Origin of the sequence: Winogradskyella eckloniae, from assembly GCF_013249045.1 — a bacterium.
Lineage (GTDB): Bacteria > Bacteroidota > Bacteroidia > Flavobacteriales > Flavobacteriaceae > Winogradskyella > Winogradskyella eckloniae.
Map to the genome: position 1 here is coordinate 364,256 of NZ_JABRWP010000003.1, position 18,337 is coordinate 382,592.

Annotated in this window: 22 protein-coding genes; 7 read left to right on the forward strand and 15 right to left on the reverse strand. The window is 33.3% G+C overall.

Annotated elements, in window-relative coordinates:
* Nucleotides 1-15: 15 nt before the first annotated feature.
* Nucleotides 16-588: a DUF4252 domain-containing protein gene (locus HNV08_RS06935; RefSeq protein WP_173280446.1), complete on the forward strand. Its 573-nt coding sequence runs from the start codon at nt 16-18 to the stop codon at nt 586-588.
* A 4-nt stretch (nt 589-592) separates the two neighbouring features.
* Nucleotides 593-1,138: a DUF4252 domain-containing protein gene (locus HNV08_RS06940; protein WP_173280447.1), complete on the forward strand. Its 546-nt coding sequence runs from the start codon at nt 593-595 to the stop codon at nt 1,136-1,138.
* Nucleotides 1,139-1,200: 62 nt separating this feature from the next.
* Here HNV08_RS06940 and HNV08_RS06945 read toward each other — a convergent pair whose 3' ends face one another.
* From HNV08_RS06945 to HNV08_RS06955, 3 genes are all read right to left on the reverse strand, one after another.
* Nucleotides 1,201-1,407: a hypothetical protein gene (locus HNV08_RS06945; RefSeq protein WP_173280448.1), complete on the reverse strand. Its 207-nt coding sequence runs from the start codon at nt 1,405-1,407 to the stop codon at nt 1,201-1,203.
* Between the two features lie 11 nt (nt 1,408-1,418).
* A complete protein-coding gene (gene purB, locus HNV08_RS06950) occupies nt 1,419-2,762 on the reverse strand; it encodes an adenylosuccinate lyase (RefSeq protein ID WP_173280449.1) in 1,344 nt (447 codons plus the stop codon).
* Nucleotides 2,763-2,957: 195 nt separating this feature from the next.
* Complete coding sequence (locus HNV08_RS06955; RefSeq protein WP_173280450.1) at nt 2,958-3,521, reverse strand: adenylosuccinate lyase; 564 nt, start codon at nt 3,519-3,521, stop codon at nt 2,958-2,960.
* Nucleotides 3,522-3,560: 39 nt separating this feature from the next.
* Here HNV08_RS06955 and HNV08_RS06960 point away from each other — a divergent pair, with 39 nt between their 5' ends.
* Nucleotides 3,561-4,034 carry a heme-binding domain-containing protein gene (locus HNV08_RS06960; RefSeq protein ID WP_173280451.1) on the forward strand — a complete coding sequence of 158 codons (474 nt, stop codon included), beginning with the start codon at nt 3,561-3,563 and terminating at the stop codon, nt 4,032-4,034.
* A gap of 71 nt (nt 4,035-4,105) precedes the next feature.
* Nucleotides 4,106-5,338, forward strand: a complete 1,233-nt coding sequence (locus tag HNV08_RS06965; RefSeq protein WP_173280452.1) for a glycosyltransferase — start codon at nt 4,106-4,108, stop codon at nt 5,336-5,338.
* Nucleotides 5,339-5,503: 165 nt separating this feature from the next.
* On the opposite strand, the gene HNV08_RS06970 is transcribed toward HNV08_RS06965, so the two are convergent.
* The 6 genes from HNV08_RS06970 to HNV08_RS06995 all read right to left on the reverse strand — a co-directional run bounded on the left by HNV08_RS06970 (nt 5,504) and on the right by HNV08_RS06995 (nt 11,108).
* Nucleotides 5,504-6,574 carry a DUF6090 family protein gene (locus HNV08_RS06970; RefSeq protein ID WP_173280144.1) on the reverse strand — a complete coding sequence of 357 codons (1,071 nt, stop codon included), beginning with the start codon at nt 6,572-6,574 and terminating at the stop codon, nt 5,504-5,506.
* A gap of 268 nt (nt 6,575-6,842) precedes the next feature.
* The gene (locus tag HNV08_RS06975) at nt 6,843-7,679 is read right to left on the reverse strand and encodes an RluA family pseudouridine synthase (RefSeq protein ID WP_194241981.1); all 837 of its coding nucleotides are present in this window, start codon (nt 7,677-7,679) and stop codon (nt 6,843-6,845) included.
* A gap of 352 nt (nt 7,680-8,031) precedes the next feature.
* Nucleotides 8,032-8,880: a DUF6503 family protein gene (locus HNV08_RS06980; protein WP_173280453.1), complete on the reverse strand. Its 849-nt coding sequence runs from the start codon at nt 8,878-8,880 to the stop codon at nt 8,032-8,034.
* A gap of 36 nt (nt 8,881-8,916) precedes the next feature.
* Nucleotides 8,917-9,654 carry an SDR family oxidoreductase gene (locus HNV08_RS06985; RefSeq protein ID WP_173280454.1) on the reverse strand — a complete coding sequence of 246 codons (738 nt, stop codon included), beginning with the start codon at nt 9,652-9,654 and terminating at the stop codon, nt 8,917-8,919.
* A gap of 4 nt (nt 9,655-9,658) precedes the next feature.
* A complete protein-coding gene (locus tag HNV08_RS06990; RefSeq protein ID WP_173280455.1) occupies nt 9,659-10,462 on the reverse strand; it encodes a haloacid dehalogenase type II in 804 nt (267 codons plus the stop codon).
* A gap of 43 nt (nt 10,463-10,505) precedes the next feature.
* A complete protein-coding gene (locus tag HNV08_RS06995; RefSeq protein ID WP_173280456.1) occupies nt 10,506-11,108 on the reverse strand; it encodes a TetR/AcrR family transcriptional regulator in 603 nt (200 codons plus the stop codon).
* A 146-nt stretch (nt 11,109-11,254) separates the two neighbouring features.
* Between HNV08_RS06995 and HNV08_RS07000 the strand changes: the two genes are divergently transcribed.
* Together HNV08_RS07000 and HNV08_RS07005 are read left to right on the forward strand one after the other, a co-directional pair.
* Nucleotides 11,255-11,704, forward strand: a complete 450-nt coding sequence (locus HNV08_RS07000) for a hypothetical protein (protein ID WP_173280457.1) — start codon at nt 11,255-11,257, stop codon at nt 11,702-11,704.
* Entirely contained in the window at nt 11,704-11,907 is a 204-nt protein-coding gene (locus HNV08_RS07005) for a helix-turn-helix transcriptional regulator (protein WP_173280458.1), read from the forward strand. Before HNV08_RS07000 ends, HNV08_RS07005 begins: the two co-directional genes overlap by 1 nt.
* A 7-nt stretch (nt 11,908-11,914) precedes the next feature.
* Here the strand turns inward: HNV08_RS07005 and HNV08_RS07010 are convergent, their stop codons facing one another.
* Nucleotides 11,915-12,589 (reverse strand): SIR2 family NAD-dependent protein deacylase, encoded by a 675-nt coding sequence (locus HNV08_RS07010; protein ID WP_173280459.1) that lies wholly within the window; start codon nt 12,587-12,589, stop codon nt 11,915-11,917.
* Nucleotides 12,590-12,615: 26 nt separating this feature from the next.
* Here HNV08_RS07010 and HNV08_RS07015 point away from each other — a divergent pair, with 26 nt between their 5' ends.
* Complete coding sequence (locus HNV08_RS07015) at nt 12,616-13,272, forward strand: TrmH family RNA methyltransferase (RefSeq protein ID WP_173280460.1); 657 nt, start codon at nt 12,616-12,618, stop codon at nt 13,270-13,272.
* On the opposite strand, the gene HNV08_RS07020 is transcribed toward HNV08_RS07015, so the two are convergent.
* From HNV08_RS07020 to HNV08_RS07040, 5 genes are all read right to left on the reverse strand, one after another.
* The gene (locus HNV08_RS07020) at nt 13,269-14,066 is read right to left on the reverse strand and encodes a carboxypeptidase-like regulatory domain-containing protein (protein WP_173280461.1); all 798 of its coding nucleotides are present in this window, start codon (nt 14,064-14,066) and stop codon (nt 13,269-13,271) included. The genes HNV08_RS07015 and HNV08_RS07020 overlap by 4 nt on opposite strands.
* A 218-nt stretch (nt 14,067-14,284) precedes the next feature.
* Nucleotides 14,285-16,183 (reverse strand): DEAD/DEAH box helicase, encoded by a 1,899-nt coding sequence (locus tag HNV08_RS07025; protein ID WP_173280462.1) that lies wholly within the window; start codon nt 16,181-16,183, stop codon nt 14,285-14,287.
* A gap of 198 nt (nt 16,184-16,381) precedes the next feature.
* Complete coding sequence (locus HNV08_RS07030) at nt 16,382-17,026, reverse strand: DsbA family oxidoreductase (RefSeq protein ID WP_173280463.1); 645 nt, start codon at nt 17,024-17,026, stop codon at nt 16,382-16,384.
* Nucleotides 17,027-17,108: 82 nt separating this feature from the next.
* Entirely contained in the window at nt 17,109-17,672 is a 564-nt protein-coding gene (locus tag HNV08_RS07035; protein ID WP_173280464.1) for a carboxymuconolactone decarboxylase family protein, read from the reverse strand.
* A 72-nt stretch (nt 17,673-17,744) separates the two neighbouring features.
* Complete coding sequence (locus HNV08_RS07040) at nt 17,745-18,308, reverse strand: TetR/AcrR family transcriptional regulator (protein WP_173280465.1); 564 nt, start codon at nt 18,306-18,308, stop codon at nt 17,745-17,747.
* Between the last annotated feature and the right edge of the window lie 29 nt (nt 18,309-18,337).

Sequence of the window (18,337 nt, forward strand, 5' to 3'; positions counted from 1 at the left end):
TAAAAATTAGTAATCATGAAAAAAATAATAATAATAACAGCGCTTATTTTAACACCAATATTAAGTTTTGGACAAGGCGTATTTGACAAATTTGAAGAAATAGAAGGTGTGTCTTCTTTTGTAATCAATCAGAAAATGTTTAGAATGTTAGCATCTATAGACATTGATTTAGATGATCCTGAAGATCAAGAATTTTTAGAAATGGCTAAAAAGATTACAGGTCTTAAAGTGTTTACTACAGGAGATGAAAAGGTTTCAACAGATATGAAAACTACTGTAGATAAATATTTAAAATCATCAGATCTTGAAGAGTTAATGCGTTTTAAGGATGGTGATCAAACTATAAAGTTTTACGTAAAAGAAGGTAAAGACGAAAACCATGTCAAAGAACTTTTAATGTTTATGACAGGTCTTAAGGAGCTAACAGATGGTCAAGACATAGAGATTAATGGTAAAAAGCGTGTGTTTGAAACCTTAATATTATCCTTAACAGGAGATATTGATCTAAGACAGATATCTAAAATCACTAATAAAATGGATGTTCCAGGTGGTGAGCATTTAAATAAAGCAGGTGAAAAAAAAGACTAAAGTTATGATACAATCAATCAAAAAATCAATGGTGGTGTTGCTTCTGATTACAGCTTTTACAAGCTGTAATCAAGGGTCAACATTACAAACCTACTACGTAGATAACGAAATGAAACCTGGTTTTGCTTCATTTGATGTGCCAACAAGTTTTATTAATGTTGAGAATGTGAGTATGACGGATAAACAAAAAGAGGCTTACAATTCTGTAGATAAGCTAAATGTTTTAACCTTTATGGAAGATGATACGGAATCAACAGAATACAAGGCCGAATTAGAAAAAGTAAAAACAATACTTAAAAATCCTGATTATGAAGAGCTAATCAGAGGAGGAAATGCAACGGATGGAAAGTTTGTTGTGAAGTTTTTAGGAGATGTAGATCAAATTGATGAGCTCATTGTGTTTGCTAATGCTAATAATAGAGGGTTTATCATTGCAAGAGTTTTAGGTGATGATATGAATGCCGGACAACTCATGTCTTTAACATCGGTTTTAGAAAAAGCCAATTATGATAGTACTGATCTTGTAGGATTAAAAGAATTTTTTAAATAAAAGCTAAATGAAATTTAAATAAACTGACCTTTATTTAAATGTTAATGTTAATCGTCTTGAAGTTAGTCTTCAGGACGATTTTTTTTAGTTTCATTTTTTAAGGCATAATGGACCGCAATTGCTAATAAGCCCATAACGCCAATAACCAACATAACTTTAACTATAAAAATATCGAGAACATCAAATAAACCAGATAAAAAAAAGCTTATTGTAAGTGTTGCAACAACCAACAATGCAATGCCATCTTTTGTTTTAGGTATTATTTTCAATTGCATTGGTATTAAATTCCTGTGTAATTACTAGGTGTTATCGCTTTTAATTCAGATTTAATGTCGTCTGAAACTTCCAAAGTATCAATAAAATTTGAGATTGAACTTTGCGTAATAGCTGCATTCGTTCTTGTTAAACCTTTTAAAGCTTCATAAGGATTTGGGTAGCTTTCGCGTCTTAAAATCGTTTGAATAGCTTCTGCGACCACAGCCCAATTATTTTCTAAATCTTGCGCAAATTTAGATTCGTTTAGTAATAATTTACCTAAACCTTTCATTGTAGATTTAAATCCAATTATGGTATGACCAAATGGTACACCAACATTTCTCAAGACTGTACTATCTGTTAAGTCACGTTGTAATCTAGATATTGGTAGCTTGGCAGAAAGGTGCTCAAAAATAGCATTTGCAATACCTAAGTTACCTTCGCTATTTTCAAAATCAATAGGATTTACTTTGTGTGGCATTGCAGAACTGCCTACTTCACCAGCTTTTATTTTTTGTTTAAAATAATCCATAGACACATAGGCCCATATGTCTCTATCTAAATCAATTATTATAGTATTGATACGCTTTAAAGCATCAAATAAAGCCGCTGCATGGTCGTAATGTTCTATTTGAGTTGTTGGGAAAGAATGTTGTAAACCTAATTTTTCTTGAACAAACTTGGTACCAAATGCTTTCCAGTCAATAGCAGGATAAGCCACTTTGTGTGCATTGAAATTTCCTGTTGCACCACCAAATTTTGCAGCACTTGGTACATCGTTTAATAAGTTAAACTGTTCTTTAAGTCTAACGGCAAATACACTAACTTCTTTACCTAAGCGTGTTGGCGAAGCAGGTTGTCCATGTGTTCTGGCTAACATTGGTATGGCTTCCCATTCTTTTGCTAAACCTTCTATTTTTTCTAAAAGTTCAAAATATTCTGGGACATAAACAGCGTTCATGGCATCCTTAATACTTAAAGGAATGGCTGTGTTGTTGATGTCTTGAGACGTTAATCCAAAATGAATAAACTCTTTATAAGCAGACAATTCTAAAGTATCAAACTTTTCTTTAATAAAGTATTCAACAGCCTTTACATCATGGTTGGTTACTTTTTCTATGTCTTTAATGGCAGAAGCATCATCAGCTGTAAAGTTTTTATAGATGTCTCTTAAGGCGTCAAAAAGTGTATGTTCAACGGTCTCGAGTTGTGGCAATGGTAATTCACAAAGTGCAATAAAATATTCGATTTCTACTAAAACACGATATTTAATAAGTGCTTCTTCAGAAAAATAGTCTTTTAATTTTTCTACTTTAGATCTATATCTTCCATCGATTGGAGAAATTGCATTAAGAGGTGAAAGTGCCATTTAGAGTTGTTTTTTTGAAGCATCAAATATAATAAAGTTAGTTGGAAGAATGAATAATTATTAAGCCTTTGAGTGCCTAATTATAAATGCTATAATAATGTGATTTCCCTATGTGCTTTATTCGGAATAACGCTTAATTTGTAATAGAACGATTTCATTCTTATTACCAAGTTTATGCTTCAGGTTTAAAGCGATTTACTTTTTAATTTTCTTTAAAATATGTCGAGCTCTTGCTTTAAAAGCAGCACTTTGAATATGAAAATCGCGTTCTAAAATCAGTGTTAGTTCTGGGTAGATCCAATCGTATTCTTGCCCTAATAAAAAGAGGCTAACCATACTATATGCTTTTGGAGCAACTTTTTCGTCATTAATCATCCAGTCAAAACAAGCTTCAATAATTTTTTCCTTTTGTTTTGGTGTAAGGTGTTGTTTTAATAAATGATCTGCTTTACCATAGTAAGCTTTGGTTAAATATTCACACACTTTAGATACAGGTCTTACAGCAGAATCTAAGTGAACTTTGCTCATGTTTTCAGTAAAAGTATCGAGGTGCGGAATAATGGCTTCTAACTTTTCGCCACACATAAACTCAAAAACCCAAGCGGCTCTGCACGAAATTTTATCATCTACATCAAATAGTATGTCTAATAGAGGCGCAATAAGATCTGGCTGGTCAATAACCATATTGGCATATTTTACGCGCTTATCTCGCGAGTGGTTGACATAATTTAATTCTTGGTAGAGTTCTGCTTTGGTCAAAAGAAAATGTTTATTTTAGAGCTTTAAAATTAATGAAATATGAAGATTTTCAAAAAAATAGGACTTTTACTTTTGGTGGTTTTTATTATAGCTCAGTTTTTTGGGCCAGATAAAAATGAAGGTGATTTTACAACTGTAGAGGCTTTTTATGCAGATACTAATCCGCCAGAAGATGTTAAAATGATTTTAGAAAATGCTTGTAATGATTGCCATAGCGATAGTACAAAATATCCATGGTATAGTACTATTACACCTGTTAACTATTGGTTGGCAGACCATATAGAGCATGGTACAAAACATTTAAATTTTTCTAAATGGAACGACTACGATGATAAGCGAAAAGATCATAAACTCGATGAGTTAATTGAAATGGTAGAAGACAAAGAAATGCCATTAGAGAGTTATACGTGGGCACATGGCGAAGCGAAACTATCGCAAGCACAAATTGATGCCGTTGTAGATTGGGCAAAAAATGTGCGATTAAAATATACCTTTCTAGAAGAAGCTCAATAAGGTAGCATATACTATTTATAAAGTGGAATGCTATTGTAAAAGCTACAATAGCATTCTTTTTTTGAGGTAACATGAAAAAGAAATTACTCGTTATTGGTTTTGTTTGGCCAGAACCTAAAAGTTCTGCTGCAGGCAGTAGAATGCTGCAGTTGGTACATCAATTTCAGCAAAATGGCTATACAGTGACATTTGCTTCAGCAGCAAAAACATCTCCAAATACCTTTAATTTAGAAAGTATCAATATTACAACACAGCACATTCTTTTAAATGATGCTTCTTTTGATGTGTTTGTGAAAAATCTAAATCCAAACGTGGTATTGTTTGATCGGTTTATGTCTGAAGAACAATACGGATGGCGCGTCGCAGAACAATGTCCTAATGCTTTAAGAATTTTAGATACCGAAGATTTTCATGGGTTAAGAAAGGCTAGGGAAGTGGCTTTAAAACGCAATGAAAGTGTTTCTGCTCAGCATATGCAAAACGCTATTACCAAGCGTGAAATTGCCAGTATTTACCGTTGTGATTTAAGTTTAATGATTTCTGAAGTTGAAATAGAAATCTTGACACAGCAATTTAATATTGATAAAAGCTTATTGTATTATTTGCCATTTTTATTAGAACCAATTCAACAGGAAACCATTAATCAATTACCAGCTTTTGAAGCACGACACCACTTTATTACCATTGGTAATTTTTTACATGCGCCAAATTATGATGCAGTATTGTATTTAAAACAAACCATTTGGCCATTAATAAAAAAGCAATTACCCAAAGCAGAGTTACATATTTATGGTGCCTACGAATCTCAGAAAGTAACTCAACTCAATACTAATAAGGAAGGTTTTTTAATTAAAGGATTTGCCGAAGATGTAAATGAAGTGATGAGACATGCTAAAGTTTGTTTGGCTTCCTTACGTTTTGGTGCTGGTTTAAAGGGTAAATTGGTTGATGCCATGCAAAATGGAACACCAGTTGTTATGACTTCTATTGCTGCAGAAGGAATGTTTGGAAATTCTAAACCCAATGGATTTATAGAAGATGCACCAGAAGCTTTTGCAAAACAAGCTGTTGAACTTTATAACAATGTTGAAGTATGGCAACAGAAACAACAACATGGTTTTGAAGTTTTAAACCAACGTTTTAATCGTATAGATTTTGAAGCTGATTTTGAATCTCAAGTTAATATCTTGATAGAAATCTTAACAGCGCATCGCGAACAAAACTTTATTGGTCAATTATTGATGCATCAAACCATGCAAAGTACCAAGTATATGAGTAAGTGGATAGAGGCTAAGAATAGTTGATTCTTTTGGGCTTTGGATTATCGGTTTTGTATAAGGAAAGTTACGTAGTTAAAGTAACTAAGTTAACAAATAAAAACATAATAGAAAATTCGCGAGAATATTGGTAAGCACGCTAGAACTAACAATAAAATAGATACATTGTTAGGCTTTCGTTATTAGCTTCTTCTAATTCGTTTCAAGTTTATTTAAGTGAGCTTCCCTTCCATTTTTCGTAATAATCAAAGATGTAATTTTATTCAAACTATCTCTTACAAACTCTCCTTTAAGGTAAATATCAGTCTGACCAAATATCTTATCTTTTGTTTCAAAATAGAAATAATCCATATCTTCAAGATCTCCATTCATAATGCCTTCTAGACCATTGTCTTGTATCTGAATTTTATAATTTAGGTCTGGAATTGGACCATCGTACCCTTCAAACTTTACAACCTTAAAATTACCCACGTATTCATTTAGTTGTGCTGTGGTTAGATGAACTAAATTATGTGGTATAAAATCGGGAAGCGGTTCATTACTTTCAATAAGTGCGTTAATTTGTTTGTAAGCATTTATCGCATTTTCTCTAAATATAGTAACATGGTATGCCAAGTTTGTCCAGCCAGCATTTCGGTATAGATACACATCATTTTTATAGTAAGGGTCATTTAGGAAAAAATCAATCATCTCATCTTCTAATTGAGGCTGATCTATTCTGTAATGCCAATCTTTACTTTTGGCTAACTTGTCTATCACTCTATCTGTAATCAAGTCCAATCGCTTATCGAACTTGTCTATTTCGTATTTGTTATAAATATAGATCTCGTTCAATGGCTCAATGACTGCTTTCAGATTTTTTGGAACATTATCAACATTTTCCATGAGGTTGGTATATCCATTTGCATGAATTTTCATGTGAAAGGCGTTCATAATTGTATATCTTAAAATATTATTATTTTTATAATCATCATAGGTTAGTTTATCTGTTAGTATTAGGTTGATGATTGAATCTTGTGTTTTATAATAGGCAATTAGTTCGTCCGATTTTTGAATATCCAGTCCTAAATCATGTTGTACTTCTTTTAAAATAGAAACAATCTTATTTTCGGATTTACGCTGTTCGTTTTTATTATTTATTTGAAGCGCGATAAGAATACCAATAATAACAAGCACAATTTCTCCAATTGCATAAAGTAGATATTTGCTGAATTTGTTTTCTGAGAGTAGTCGTTGTCTTATGTGTCTGAAGAACTTAATCATGTTTTAAGGTTTTAAATCTTCCGCAAGCGGCTATCTCCACCAAATGTCCACAGGGTATTCGATTTTGCCTTGCAAAATTTTGTTTCGATAATCTAAAAAACTTTATCATTTGGTTAATGGTTGGTCTTAATGAAGGCTAATGATTCAATGACATAAAAACGTTTCAATGTTTTAAATCATAAGTTGCTGAATCTAGTTCAGCACAAGTAAACGAAGTTAGGGATTTAAAATTACAAAGTCAAATACTAACTTTCTAATTATTAGCAAATTAAATGGAGTTAAATAACTTCTTGAATCTTTCTGGTAATTCACTTATCAAACAAATATTCTCATTTGTAAATGGATGAACAAATTCTAATGAATACGCATGAAGATACATGCCTTTTCCATTCAATATTAAATCTTTTATGCCATAATCTTTGTCGCCTAAAATAGGATGTCCAAGTTGTGATAAGTGAATGCGCAATTGGTGTCGTCTTCCTGTTAAGGGTTCAAGTTTTACTAAATTGAGTTGACCAAATCGCTTTGATGACACTGATTGTTCAACGCTATATTTAGATTGTGCAACTTTGTCTTCAACATTGGTAGTTATGATACCTTCTTTATTGGTCATGCTACCAATAGTGACAGCAAAATAAGTTTTATTAATGTTTTTATTTTCAAAAAGTTTATTTAAAGTTCTTATGCTCGTGCTTGTTTTGCCTGCTAATAAAATTCCTGTGGTGGCAAAATCTAAACGATGCACTGGCTGAGGTTTAGAAGCATCTGCTAGTGTGCTTGTTTTTAGGTTTTGTTGTAATGCGTTTGCAATAGTTTTAAAATGATTACCACTGACTAAAATACCTGCTGGTTTGTGTATAACGGCTAAATATTCGTCTTCAAATAAAACCTTTAAATTAAAATGTAATTTTTTATGTGCGTTTGTTGATTCTGGTGTGGATAGTGAAATGATTTCTCCACCATTAATGTAGGTTGCAGACGTTGCTATTTTTCCATTGACTGTAATGTAGTTTTTTTTTAGAGCTTTTTTTAAAGCCGATTTTGTTGGGCAAGCATCAAAAATACCAACACCATATTCTTGAAGCCGAATAGGAGTAGAGCGCAATGGAGCAGTATGAGTTGTTGTCGTTTTTATTTGGCTTCTATTTTGTTCTGAAAGTTGATGTAAGTTATAAAAACGAAGTTAGTAGAAATAATTGAGAATCATTTGATGAGGTTGTTTTGTAAGGCAATTGATTTTAAAGATGAACATTAAAAAAAGCCATTATATAAATAATGACTTTTTTAGTGAACAAAAACAAACTATTAATAAATAATTCTGTTGATACACCTTGATTCAAAAACAAGATGGTTTTGAGACCTAGTGTGCATCAGGTAAGCGTAATCTAATCTTCTTTTTCAATTATTGTTATAATGTGGTTACAAAGTAGTGTTCTTACTTAGGTGTAACAGCATTATTATTTTTTAAAATCGTCTTTGGTTAATCCTGTATTAAATTTTATGTTGGTCCAATTTACATTAATCCAAGGTTGGTCTGTAACATCGGCATTCCAATTAGATTTTTTATATTGTCGTTTAGTCGGAATTAATATATCATCAATTTCTTCATATTCTAATTGCATTAAATTTGGGATTTCCATTTTGCCAAAGTCCGCTACAGTAAATAAAAATTGGTCTACTAAGCCTGTGTTTTTATTAATATATAATTGATATATATCTGTAGGTTTATTGTTTTCTGATGTAAATGATACTTTTACAATGTCGTACTCCGTAGTATCAATGGTTTTATTGCCTAAATAGTCATAAACAACACTTGGATCTAAAAGTTTAGGCATCATAGCGAACCAATAAAAATTTGTTGGTCTATTAAAAGCAACACGTTTTAATGCAGCTTCATCTTCTATGATCTTACCATTGTGTTTAAGCCAAAATTCATTCCCATCGTAACCTTGTTCAATTAATCCTTCAAGTTTAGGTAACGTGCGTTGGTGTTGGCTGTAAGCACCATAAGATAATTCTCCGTTAAAAATATATTTTTCTGTAGAGCTATCTGTTTTGCCATCTGGCGTTGTGTACGTATAGGTATAAACTACGTCTTTCTTTTTTAGAAGCGTTTGGTAGTTTCCTGTTTTTTGGGTTAGGTTATATACTAATTCATGACCTTTGTTTTTAAAATGAATGGGTATTGCATCGACGGCTTCAGTATTAGGAGCATCTTTTGCAGGTGTGTCCGTAGTGTTTTTTTTCGTCTCATTACAAGACATTAAAATAATACAAAGAAAAAGAGTAAAAATGTTGACTTTCATGTGTTTTTTATGAGTTATTTGTTTCAATCAATATCGTTATACTAAAGCGCCATTGGCACCAATAACTTGTCCAGAAATCCATTTAGAATTATCACTGGCCAAGAAAACAGCAACATTGGCAATATCTAAGGGTTTTGCTAATCTATTAAAGGCGTTCATGCTGCTTAATTTGTCTATAAACTCTTGCGATTTGCCATTTAAAAATAATTCTGTTTCTGTAGGTCCAGGAGCTAAGGCATTTACGGAAATTCCTCTTCCTACCTCCTTAGAGAATACGCGTGTCATTTGCTCAACGGCAGCTTTAGAAGCAGAGTAAATAGCATAAGTAGGAAACATTAATTTTACGGTACTTGAAGAAATATTAATGATATTTCCGTTATCCGATAATTTATGAAATGCTTCTTGCATTGTGTTAAACACGCCTTTTACATTCACATTAAATTGCTTGGTAAAATCCGCTTCGGTGTTATCTTTTAATGTTTTAGAAATCATTATACCTGCGTTATTGATTAAAACATCAACTTTGCCAAAAGTTTCGATTGCAGTATCAAATAAACATGTAACGTCGGTTTTGTTACTCACATCTGCTTTTACGGCTATGGCTTTTCCGCCTTCATTACTTATAGTGTTCACAGTTTCCTCTGCTTCTGTAGCACTATTAGAGTGATTTACAATAACTGCGGCACCATTTTTAGCTAATTGTATAGCAATCTCACGACCAATACCTCGTGAAGCACCAGTAACAACAACGACTTTATTTTTTAATGTTTCCATGCGTTTATTTAAGAGCAATTAAACGTTTTGCGATTAAAGTTAAATTAGGTTCGGCAATTTCTGGAGTAGGTGCAAGAGGATACTGTTGTGCACCAGGTCGACTTACAAAAGCACCTCTCCAGTTTGCCCATAATGCACCAGCAATATCCCAGCCGTGTGCAGCTATTAATAAACATTCATTGGGTTGAATACCCATTTTTCTTGCAGCCCAATCATAGGCGTCTGTATGTGGTTTGTATTTTCCTATATCTTCTATGCTTAAGCGTTGGTCAAAATAATCTAATAAGCCAGCATTTTTAAATTGAGTTTCTACGCCAATATTAGAGGAGTTGGTAAACGAAACTAAGGTATAACCGGCTTTTTTTAAGTCAGCTAGAGCTTGTTTTACTTCTGGATGAGGAGGTATTGAACGCAATGGTCCTAATATAGCTGCTTTTCCTTCTTCTTCACTTAGTGTAATATTGTGGTTAGCAGCTACCATTTGTAATGCGGCTGCACCAATGACACCAAAATCATTATACTGTCTGCCAACAGTAGAAACTAAAGAGTATTGTAGCATTGTTGTAAACCATAATGGTAACAAAACACTGCGATTGCCAAGCACTTTTCCAACACTTTCTTTCATAGCAGTAAGGTCTAAAAGTGTTTCATTGACATCAAAAAATAAAACTTTTGGTCTTTTAGAAGATTTAATATCCTGTTGTTTTGTTTTGGCATCAGAAGCAAAGCTATATTGCGGTATTGTGGCACCAGCTAAGCCAAGTAATGCGGATTTTTTAATAAAATTTCTTCTGTTGTTAGTCGTCATGTTTTTCTATTTTACATACTTATTAGTATGTCTTATGTTAAACCTAGGCTGCTAATTGTTTTATATACTGAGATAGTCCTTCTATATAGTCGTCTAAAATTTGATCGTCATTATATAGTTTTCGTAGTCCTCTTACACCTTCAAACGCACTAATTAAATATACAGCAGCAGCGCTACTAGAAATGGTATGGTTAATGTCTTTGTCTTTTTTACCACGTTCTAACAAATGAATTAAAGCTGCTTTCCATTCTTCTATGATACGTTTTAATGCGAATTGATAGGCTTCTTCTTCGTCTGCAATTTCATTAATCAAATTATTCATTGGGCAGCCATGTCGCTTATCGAATACAGAAAAGGACTTTAGTCGACTAGAGAAGGTGTTTTCTAAAATTTCTAAAGCGTTTCCTTCTTCGTATAAAGGCGTTATCATGCCGTCATACACACGTTGTTGTAATTTAGAACTAATCAATTCTAAACCGAGTTCTCTTTTGCTTTTATAATGATGATAAAACGCACCTTTAGTGAGTTGAGTAGCGTTCATTATTTTATCTACACTCGTAGTTTTAAACCCGTTTTTATAGAACAATTTAAAAGACTCGTCGAGTATTAACTGTTTGGTGAGTTCAGATTTTTGTTTTTGTTCCATGGTTCAAATATAATATAAAAAATACTAGTTAGTATGTTTTTGGGATGTTAAAATATGCTTAAAAAATTTTAAAAATTGCAATATGTAAAGTATGTTTGTCATATAGGGAAATAAACTTTCCTTAATGTAAAGAAAATTTGTCAATTATGAATACCGAGAAGATAATTAACTGTGAGCGTAAGCGCTTTCAAAAATTTATTAAATTCAGGTTGCCGCATCGCTTTATGGCTGTTGGTTTAACCATTGTTGTTTTAGCAATACTAGGTATGTTGGTACACGCTTTTGCTTTGGAAGGTGACATGGATTGGTTAAAACAGTTATTAAAAAAAATACTTTTAGTCGGTATGTTAATTATGTCTTTGTCTAAGGATAAGGTAGAGGATGAGATGACCATAAGTTTAAGAGCACAATCGTATGCTATTGCTTTTGTTGTTGGTGTGGTTTATGCCTTAGTTATGCCTTATGTAGAATATGGTGTGTCTAATTTAGTGCATTCTGGAGGCGAAGCATTTAAAGATTTAGGCGATTTTCAAGTCTTATTGTTTATGCTAATGATTCAGCTTATGTTTTACCATAATTTAAAACGTTACAGATAATGGAAAACACCATCAAAGTAGAACGTGCTATTTTAAATTTAACACAAGATGAATTGGCTAAAAAAATTGGTGTGTCTCGACAAACTATAAATTCTATAGAAGCTAATCGTTATGTGCCGTCAACGGTTTTGGCATTAAAATTATCTCAACTTTTTAATAAACCAGTAAATGATTTTTTTAAATTAACTATTGATGACGCGTAACGATCATTTATAATAAGTGGCAAAGCGCTTGCATGCCTTCTGTAGCAGATTTCGCAATTACAGTTACCTTGTCACTACTGTTAATAGCAGGTTTAGGGTCGATATAAAAAATGGGTGTGTCTGGTTGTACATAGTCAATTAAACTAGCTGCTGGATATACTTGCATACTCGTTCCAATAATCACTAAAATATCTGCGGCATAGCAAATCTTAATCGCGGTTTCAATCTCTGGTACGGCCTCGCCAAACCAAACGATATGAGGACGTAATTGGTGTCCTTTTTTACACAAATCGCCTAAGTTTACATCCTCAGTCCAATCTCTAATATCGTTTTCATTTCCTGTGCTTCGTATTTTTCTTAATTCGCCATGAAGATGAATCACATCTGTACTACCAGCGCGTTCATGTAAATCATCTACATTTTGGGTTACAATGGTGACTTTGAATTTATCTTCAAGCATTGCTAAGTCCTTATGCGCTTGATTAGGTTCTACGTCTTTTAGTTGTTGTCGTCTTTCGTTATAAAATTTTAAAACAAGTTCAGGATTCTTTGCAAAACCTTCTGGAGAAGCCACTTCCATGACGTCATGTCCTTCCCAAAGACCATTGGCATCTCTAAATGTTTTTATTCCACTCTCGGCACTCATGCCAGCTCCTGTTAATACAACGATGTGTTTTTTCATAGACTAAAAATAGTTATTTTTGAAGTATGCAAGACCTAAAACTTTTAGAATATTTAGAAAGCTTTTTAACCGAAAATAGGAGAGAGCGTTTTAAAAAAGTACTGCCGCAACGTACCAAACATTTTACTGTGGCTACAGAAGATGTTTATCAATTGCACAACACTAGTGCAGTGATGCGTTCTTGTGATGTCTTTGGTATTCAAGAATTAAATATTGTAGAAGAAGTGAATTCTAAAAGCATCGATAGAGAAATTGCTATGGGAGCACAAAAATGGGTAGATCTAAATAGGTATCATTCTACTACCAACTGCCTTAAAGATTTAAAGTCGAAAGGATACCAAATTGTGGCGACTACACCGCATGTGGACGATTGTGAATTGATTGACTTTGATATCTCAAAAAAGTCGTGCTTTTTCTTTGGAAGGGAAACAGAAGGCTTGTCTCAACAAGTTATGGAAGCAGCAGATTGCTACTTGAAAATTCCGATGGTAGGCTTTACAGAGAGTTTAAACATATCAGTATCTGCTGCGATTATTCTTCAACATGTTACAGCACAACTAAGAAAATCTGAAATCAAATGGCAATTAACTGCCGAAGACATTATTGATAAACGTTTTGATTGGGTTAAAAAAACAATCAAAGATTACGATGCTATTGTTGAACGCTATCAAGAGAAAAATTAATCCTTCTTATTTTTTCTATCCTTACTGCGTTTAATGACCTTGTATTCTTCATAACACTCACTAATGGCATCTAAAATTTGTAGATCATTCGCGGTGTTTATAAAGTCTTTTGAGTAGTTACATTGGTTAACGATTTCATCTAAATCATACTTAGTAACCTGCAGTAAGACGAGTAACATCTCTCTGTCAAAGCGTTTAGCTAATTGGTTTCTTATTTCATCGTCCTCCTTCATTTTCTTAAGCTTATGCATCTCATTTGGCTTTTTACCAAACATATTGTATAAGAAATCTGCAGGATTAAAAATAGCACCTAATACCTTTGTGGCGATATTGGGCTTACCAGCTTCGTAACCTTGGCCAGGTAAACCAGAAATACGATAACGGTTGTTTGATGTTACTGGAATTTGTTCCATGTCTACCTCCAAATACCCAGTTAATTCTAGTTGTTTTACGGTTACTTCTTCTAAGGCTAAGGCGAGTTCGGTCATTTGAATTTCCGTGCCACCAAATTTTAACCAGTCGTTAGTAACACGCACTCTAATTGATTTGTACCCAATATAAGATAAATGTAAGGTGTCATTTACTTTGGCCTTTATTTCAAATTCTCCATTATCGTCAGAAGCGGTTCCTACCACCTGATTAATATTTACAATATTGGCTTCGCTCAAAGGTAATGCTGTAGATGCACTAACTAGAGTTCCTTTAACAGTTGTTGGTGTTTTTGTAGATGTACTATCTTGACTATAGCCATGGACTGTAGTTAAGCAAATAAAGAGAATAAATAAATATCGCATGTAGTTGTGTTACTCCGTAAAGGTAATAAACAAAACCGATTTAACATATTGGACCTTTATTTTTGACTAAATATTAACTTTTATTTGATGATTGGGTTACAATTTTTGGTTGTTGGACAAAAAAAATCCAAAGCCTTAAGGATATCTTATAGGCTTTGGATTTTGTATAAAGTATTCTAATACATGTTAGAATGGTGTTCTATGAACTCTACAGATCTTTAATCTCTACGTCTAGAACGTCTTGGTCTATCTGAACCTGAGTTGCTAGATTCTGGACGTCTATCGCCTCGAGAATCATTAAATTTGCGGTCTTGGCCTCGGTCACTTCTATTATCGTCGGATCGTCTACTGCTTCTTCTGTCACTTCTGTTTCCAGAACCTCCAGATGAACGTCTGTCATTAGAGCGTCTATCTCCTCTGTCATCTCTTCTGCGATTTCCACCACCAGAGCGTCTATCGTTTCCGCCACGACCACGACCTCTATCGCGTCTTCCGCCACCGCTACGACCTCTATTTTCGCTAACTTCTACGTTTACAAAACGACCTTCGTGTTTAAAATCTGTGAAGAATGCTAATACCTTTTCTTGTAATGTTTTTTCCGTATTAAAGAATGAGAAACTTTCTTTTACATCGACTTTAAAAACATCATCTCGTCCTAATTCTAATTGTTCTTTTAAGAAATCTTTCAATTTCATCCAATCAAAACCATCTTTACTTCCAACATTGATAAAATAACGAGAATCATTAGATTGCTTACCGTAATCACGTCCACCATCTTTATCGCCTCTAGATTCTACAGCGCTGATATCTTTAGATTTTTGATAATAATCAAAGAAACGATTAAATTCTACTGAGAAGAATTTTTTAATTAATTCGTCTTTATCAGTATCCGCGAATAATTCGTTAATACTGTCTAAATGTTTATCTATTTCGTGATTGGTTTCTGTAGTATGAATTTTATTGGCTAAAGACATTAATTGTACTTCAACAATATCAGTACCAGATGGCACGTCTTTTTTCTCAAACTGCTTTTTAATTATGCGTTCAATACTTTTAATTTTTCTTAATTCACTTTTAGAAACAATAACCATGGAAACTCCGGTTTTACCAGCACGTCCTGTTCTTCCTGAACGATGGGTATACGTTTCTATTTCATCTGGCAATTGGTAGTTGATAACGTGTGTAATGTCATCTACATCGATACCACGTGCAGCGACATCAGTAGCAACTAACATTTGTATTTGGTTGTTTCTAAAGGATTTCATAACCAAATCACGTTGGTTTTGACTTAAGTCACCATGTAAAGCACCTGCAGAATAGCCATCTTCAATTAAGTTTTCGGCTACCTTTTGCGTATCGCGTTTTGTTCTACAGAATATTACTGAAAATATATCTGGATTCGCGTCTGCTAATCGTTTTAAAGCTCTATAACGGTCTCTGGCATTGACTAAATAATACTCGTGTGTTACATTGCTTGTGCTTTCGTTTTTATTTCCAACCGTAATTTCTGTTGGATCGTACATAAATTTCTTAGCTATGGTAGCGACCTCTCTAGGCATCGTTGCAGAGAATAACCATGTACTTTTATCATCTGGTGTATGTGATAAAATGTCTGTGATATCTTCATAGAATCCCATGTTTAGCATTTCATCGGCTTCGTCTAAAACACTGTATTGTATTTTAGAGATGTCCACCATATTTCTACTAATCATATCTTTCATACGACCAGGTGTAGCCACAATTATTTGCGCACCACGTTTTACTTGTCTGGCTTGATCAGATATACTAGATCCACCATAAATGGCTACAACGTTTAAACCTTTACAATATTTACCGTAGTTTTTTAATTCGTTGGTAATTTGTAAACAAAGTTCTCGAGTAGGTGATAAGATTAAACCTTGAGTCGTTCTACTATCTACATCAATTTTTTGTAACATTGGAAAACCGAAAGCTGCTGTTTTACCAGTTCCTGTTTGTGCCAAAGCCACTAAATCTTTGTCTTCTTCTAATAAAATTGGAATTGCTTTTGCTTGGACTTCAGATGGTTTTTCAAAACCTAAATCCGTAATTGCGTTAAGTAGGTCTTCATTAAGACCTAATTCTTGGAATGTGCTCATTCTTGAGTTTTATGTATTCGATTATGTTCTGTTGGTGTTACAAGAGAAGCGAATCGACATACTAAACACTAAAACTTCTAGGTAACACATCCTCACTCTGAGGAATATAAAAATCCAATCTATGGATTTTTGCAAGGTGCAAAGGTAGGTTAATTTATTTAAAATACAATTTTGCGAATTTCATGTGCTTTTTTTAGCCTATTCTGCTATTAATTCTGAAAGGACTTGTTTAAATGTTTCTACAGGTTGTGCGCCTGTTATCGCGCTTTTACGGTTAAAAACAATTGTTGGTACAGAATTTACACCCATATTTTTCCATTCATTTTGAAGGCTTCGAACGTGGTAACGAGCATCCTCATCATCTAATTTTTCAAGAGCTTCTGTTGCGTTTAAGCCAACCTCTAATAGTGCTTGTTTTAAAATATGTCTATCAGAAACGTCTTTTCTTTCGCTAAAAAACGCTTTAGTTAACGTCATTTTTAATTCAGTTTGTTTGCCTTTGCTTTTAGCGTATTCTAAAAGGACATGAGCATCAAAAGTGTTCACGATTCTCATCGTATCAAAATAATCGAATTTAAAACCTAATGATTCTCCAATTTCTGCCATCTGCTGTTGTGACGCTTTTTGTTGTTCAATTGTAGCACCATATTTTTCCGCGATATGTTCAGTGACATTTTGACCATCTGCAGGCATATTAGGGTTTAATTCAAAAGGTTGCCATTCTATCTCAATTTGATCTGAAATACCTAATTCATTTATAGCTTTTTCAAGGCGTTTGTATCCAATGGTACACCAAGGACAAACGACATCAGACACTATGTCTATTTTTAATTTATCTGTCATGCTAAATTTGTGTTTTAATTAAATAAACCTCCCGAATAATCGGAAGGTTTATTGCTAACAATCAACATCGTGGTTTTAGGGTTTAGGATACCACGTTTTCTTTAGACCATGCAAATTTTTCAAAAGCACCATCAACTGGTGTATTTGCGATATGGTTTGTATAGTTACTTATCGTTTTTTGAGATAAACCTAGAATAATATCTAAAACGTGCTTTTCTTGGTAACCTGCAGCATAAAAGGCATCTAAATCGTCTTGAGTAACATGGCCACGATTTCTTACGATGCTTAATGTCATGGTACGTAACGCTTCTAGTTTAGCATCTTCTAATGGTGTTTCGTTTCTTAGTGCTTCTGTGATGGCATCGTCTACTTTCATCATTTTAGCAATACCAGTATGTGCAGGTACGCAATAATGACATTCATGTTCTACATTGATAGTTTGCCAAACGACTGTTAATTCATCGCTGTTAAATGAGGATTGTGTAAACAGCTCGTGTAAAGTTTGGTATGCCTTTAAGATTTGAGGCGAACTGGCTAATACACCATGTAAACCAGGAATCATTCCAAATGATTTTAAAGAATTTTCTAAAAATGGTTGGCTGCCTTCTGGTGCAGAATCAATGTCGTGAATTTTTAATGTAGTCATAGTAATTTTGATTTTAATATTTATATTATTTTTATTCTAAACGTTCGTTTAGTTATGGTGTAAAAAAAATGTTTACACATTTGCGAAGATCATTTCAATATAATCTTCAATTTCTTTTTTGGTGTTAACTCTAGATGCTGCTGCTAATCCGTGTTTTGCTAATAATAAATAATTAGCTTGTTTTAAGATGGTTGCATCATCTTTAGTAGGATCCATTTTTAGCTTATCTATGATAATTTGTTTTAACTGTGTCATAAACATGCTCATTTGTTCTTGTACTAATTCATCTTCTGATTCTGAAAACTCATTATAGGTATTGGTCACAAAGCATCCGTTTAAGTTGTCGTCTTTTAATTTAGAACTTACAGAATCATAGAAAAATTGTTTTATATCTGCCACACCACGTGTGCCATGTTTTAATTTTTCTAAGACGGTATTTACAATAGATTTGTATTGCTTTAAACTTTCTAAAAACAATCCATGTTTACTGCCAAAACTAGCGTATATAGAAAACTTATTAATGCCCATTTCTTTTTCAAGCATTTGCATAGAGGTTGTTTCATAGCCATTTTTCCAAAAAAGATGCATAGCTTTTTCGACAACTTCAGCTTCTATGTATTGTTTAGTTCTTGCCATTTTTTTTATCCGAAAACAAAATTTGTTCT

Coding starts and splice junctions, on each gene's coding strand:
- HNV08_RS06980 (WP_173280453.1), bottom strand. CDS start 8,880: ATGAAAGTCAACATTTTTACTCTTTTTCTTTGTATTATTTTAATGTCT.
- HNV08_RS07035 (WP_173280464.1), bottom strand. CDS start 17,672: ATGACTACATTAAAAATTCACGACATTGATTCTGCACCAGAAGGCAGC.
- HNV08_RS07025 (WP_173280462.1), bottom strand. CDS start 16,183: ATGAGCACATTCCAAGAATTAGGTCTTAATGAAGACCTACTTAACGCA.
- purB (WP_173280449.1), bottom strand. CDS start 2,762: ATGGCACTTTCACCTCTTAATGCAATTTCTCCAATCGATGGAAGATAT.
- HNV08_RS07010 (WP_173280459.1), bottom strand. CDS start 12,589: ATGAAAAAACACATCGTTGTATTAACAGGAGCTGGCATGAGTGCCGAG.
- HNV08_RS07040 (WP_173280465.1), bottom strand. CDS start 18,308: ATGGCAAGAACTAAACAATACATAGAAGCTGAAGTTGTCGAAAAAGCT.
- HNV08_RS07000 (WP_173280457.1), top strand. CDS start 11,255: ATGAATACCGAGAAGATAATTAACTGTGAGCGTAAGCGCTTTCAAAAA.
- HNV08_RS07005 (WP_173280458.1), top strand. CDS start 11,704: ATGGAAAACACCATCAAAGTAGAACGTGCTATTTTAAATTTAACACAA.
- HNV08_RS06965 (WP_173280452.1), top strand. CDS start 4,106: ATGAAAAAGAAATTACTCGTTATTGGTTTTGTTTGGCCAGAACCTAAA.
- HNV08_RS06960 (WP_173280451.1), top strand. CDS start 3,561: ATGAAGATTTTCAAAAAAATAGGACTTTTACTTTTGGTGGTTTTTATT.
- HNV08_RS06970 (WP_173280144.1), bottom strand. CDS start 6,574: ATGATTAAGTTCTTCAGACACATAAGACAACGACTACTCTCAGAAAAC.
- HNV08_RS06985 (WP_173280454.1), bottom strand. CDS start 9,654: ATGGAAACATTAAAAAATAAAGTCGTTGTTGTTACTGGTGCTTCACGA.
- HNV08_RS06995 (WP_173280456.1), bottom strand. CDS start 11,108: ATGGAACAAAAACAAAAATCTGAACTCACCAAACAGTTAATACTCGAC.
- HNV08_RS06935 (WP_173280446.1), top strand. CDS start 16: ATGAAAAAAATAATAATAATAACAGCGCTTATTTTAACACCAATATTA.
- HNV08_RS06940 (WP_173280447.1), top strand. CDS start 593: ATGATACAATCAATCAAAAAATCAATGGTGGTGTTGCTTCTGATTACA.
- HNV08_RS07020 (WP_173280461.1), bottom strand. CDS start 14,066: ATGCGATATTTATTTATTCTCTTTATTTGCTTAACTACAGTCCATGGC.
- HNV08_RS06990 (WP_173280455.1), bottom strand. CDS start 10,462: ATGACGACTAACAACAGAAGAAATTTTATTAAAAAATCCGCATTACTT.
- HNV08_RS07015 (WP_173280460.1), top strand. CDS start 12,616: ATGCAAGACCTAAAACTTTTAGAATATTTAGAAAGCTTTTTAACCGAA.
- HNV08_RS07030 (WP_173280463.1), bottom strand. CDS start 17,026: ATGACAGATAAATTAAAAATAGACATAGTGTCTGATGTCGTTTGTCCT.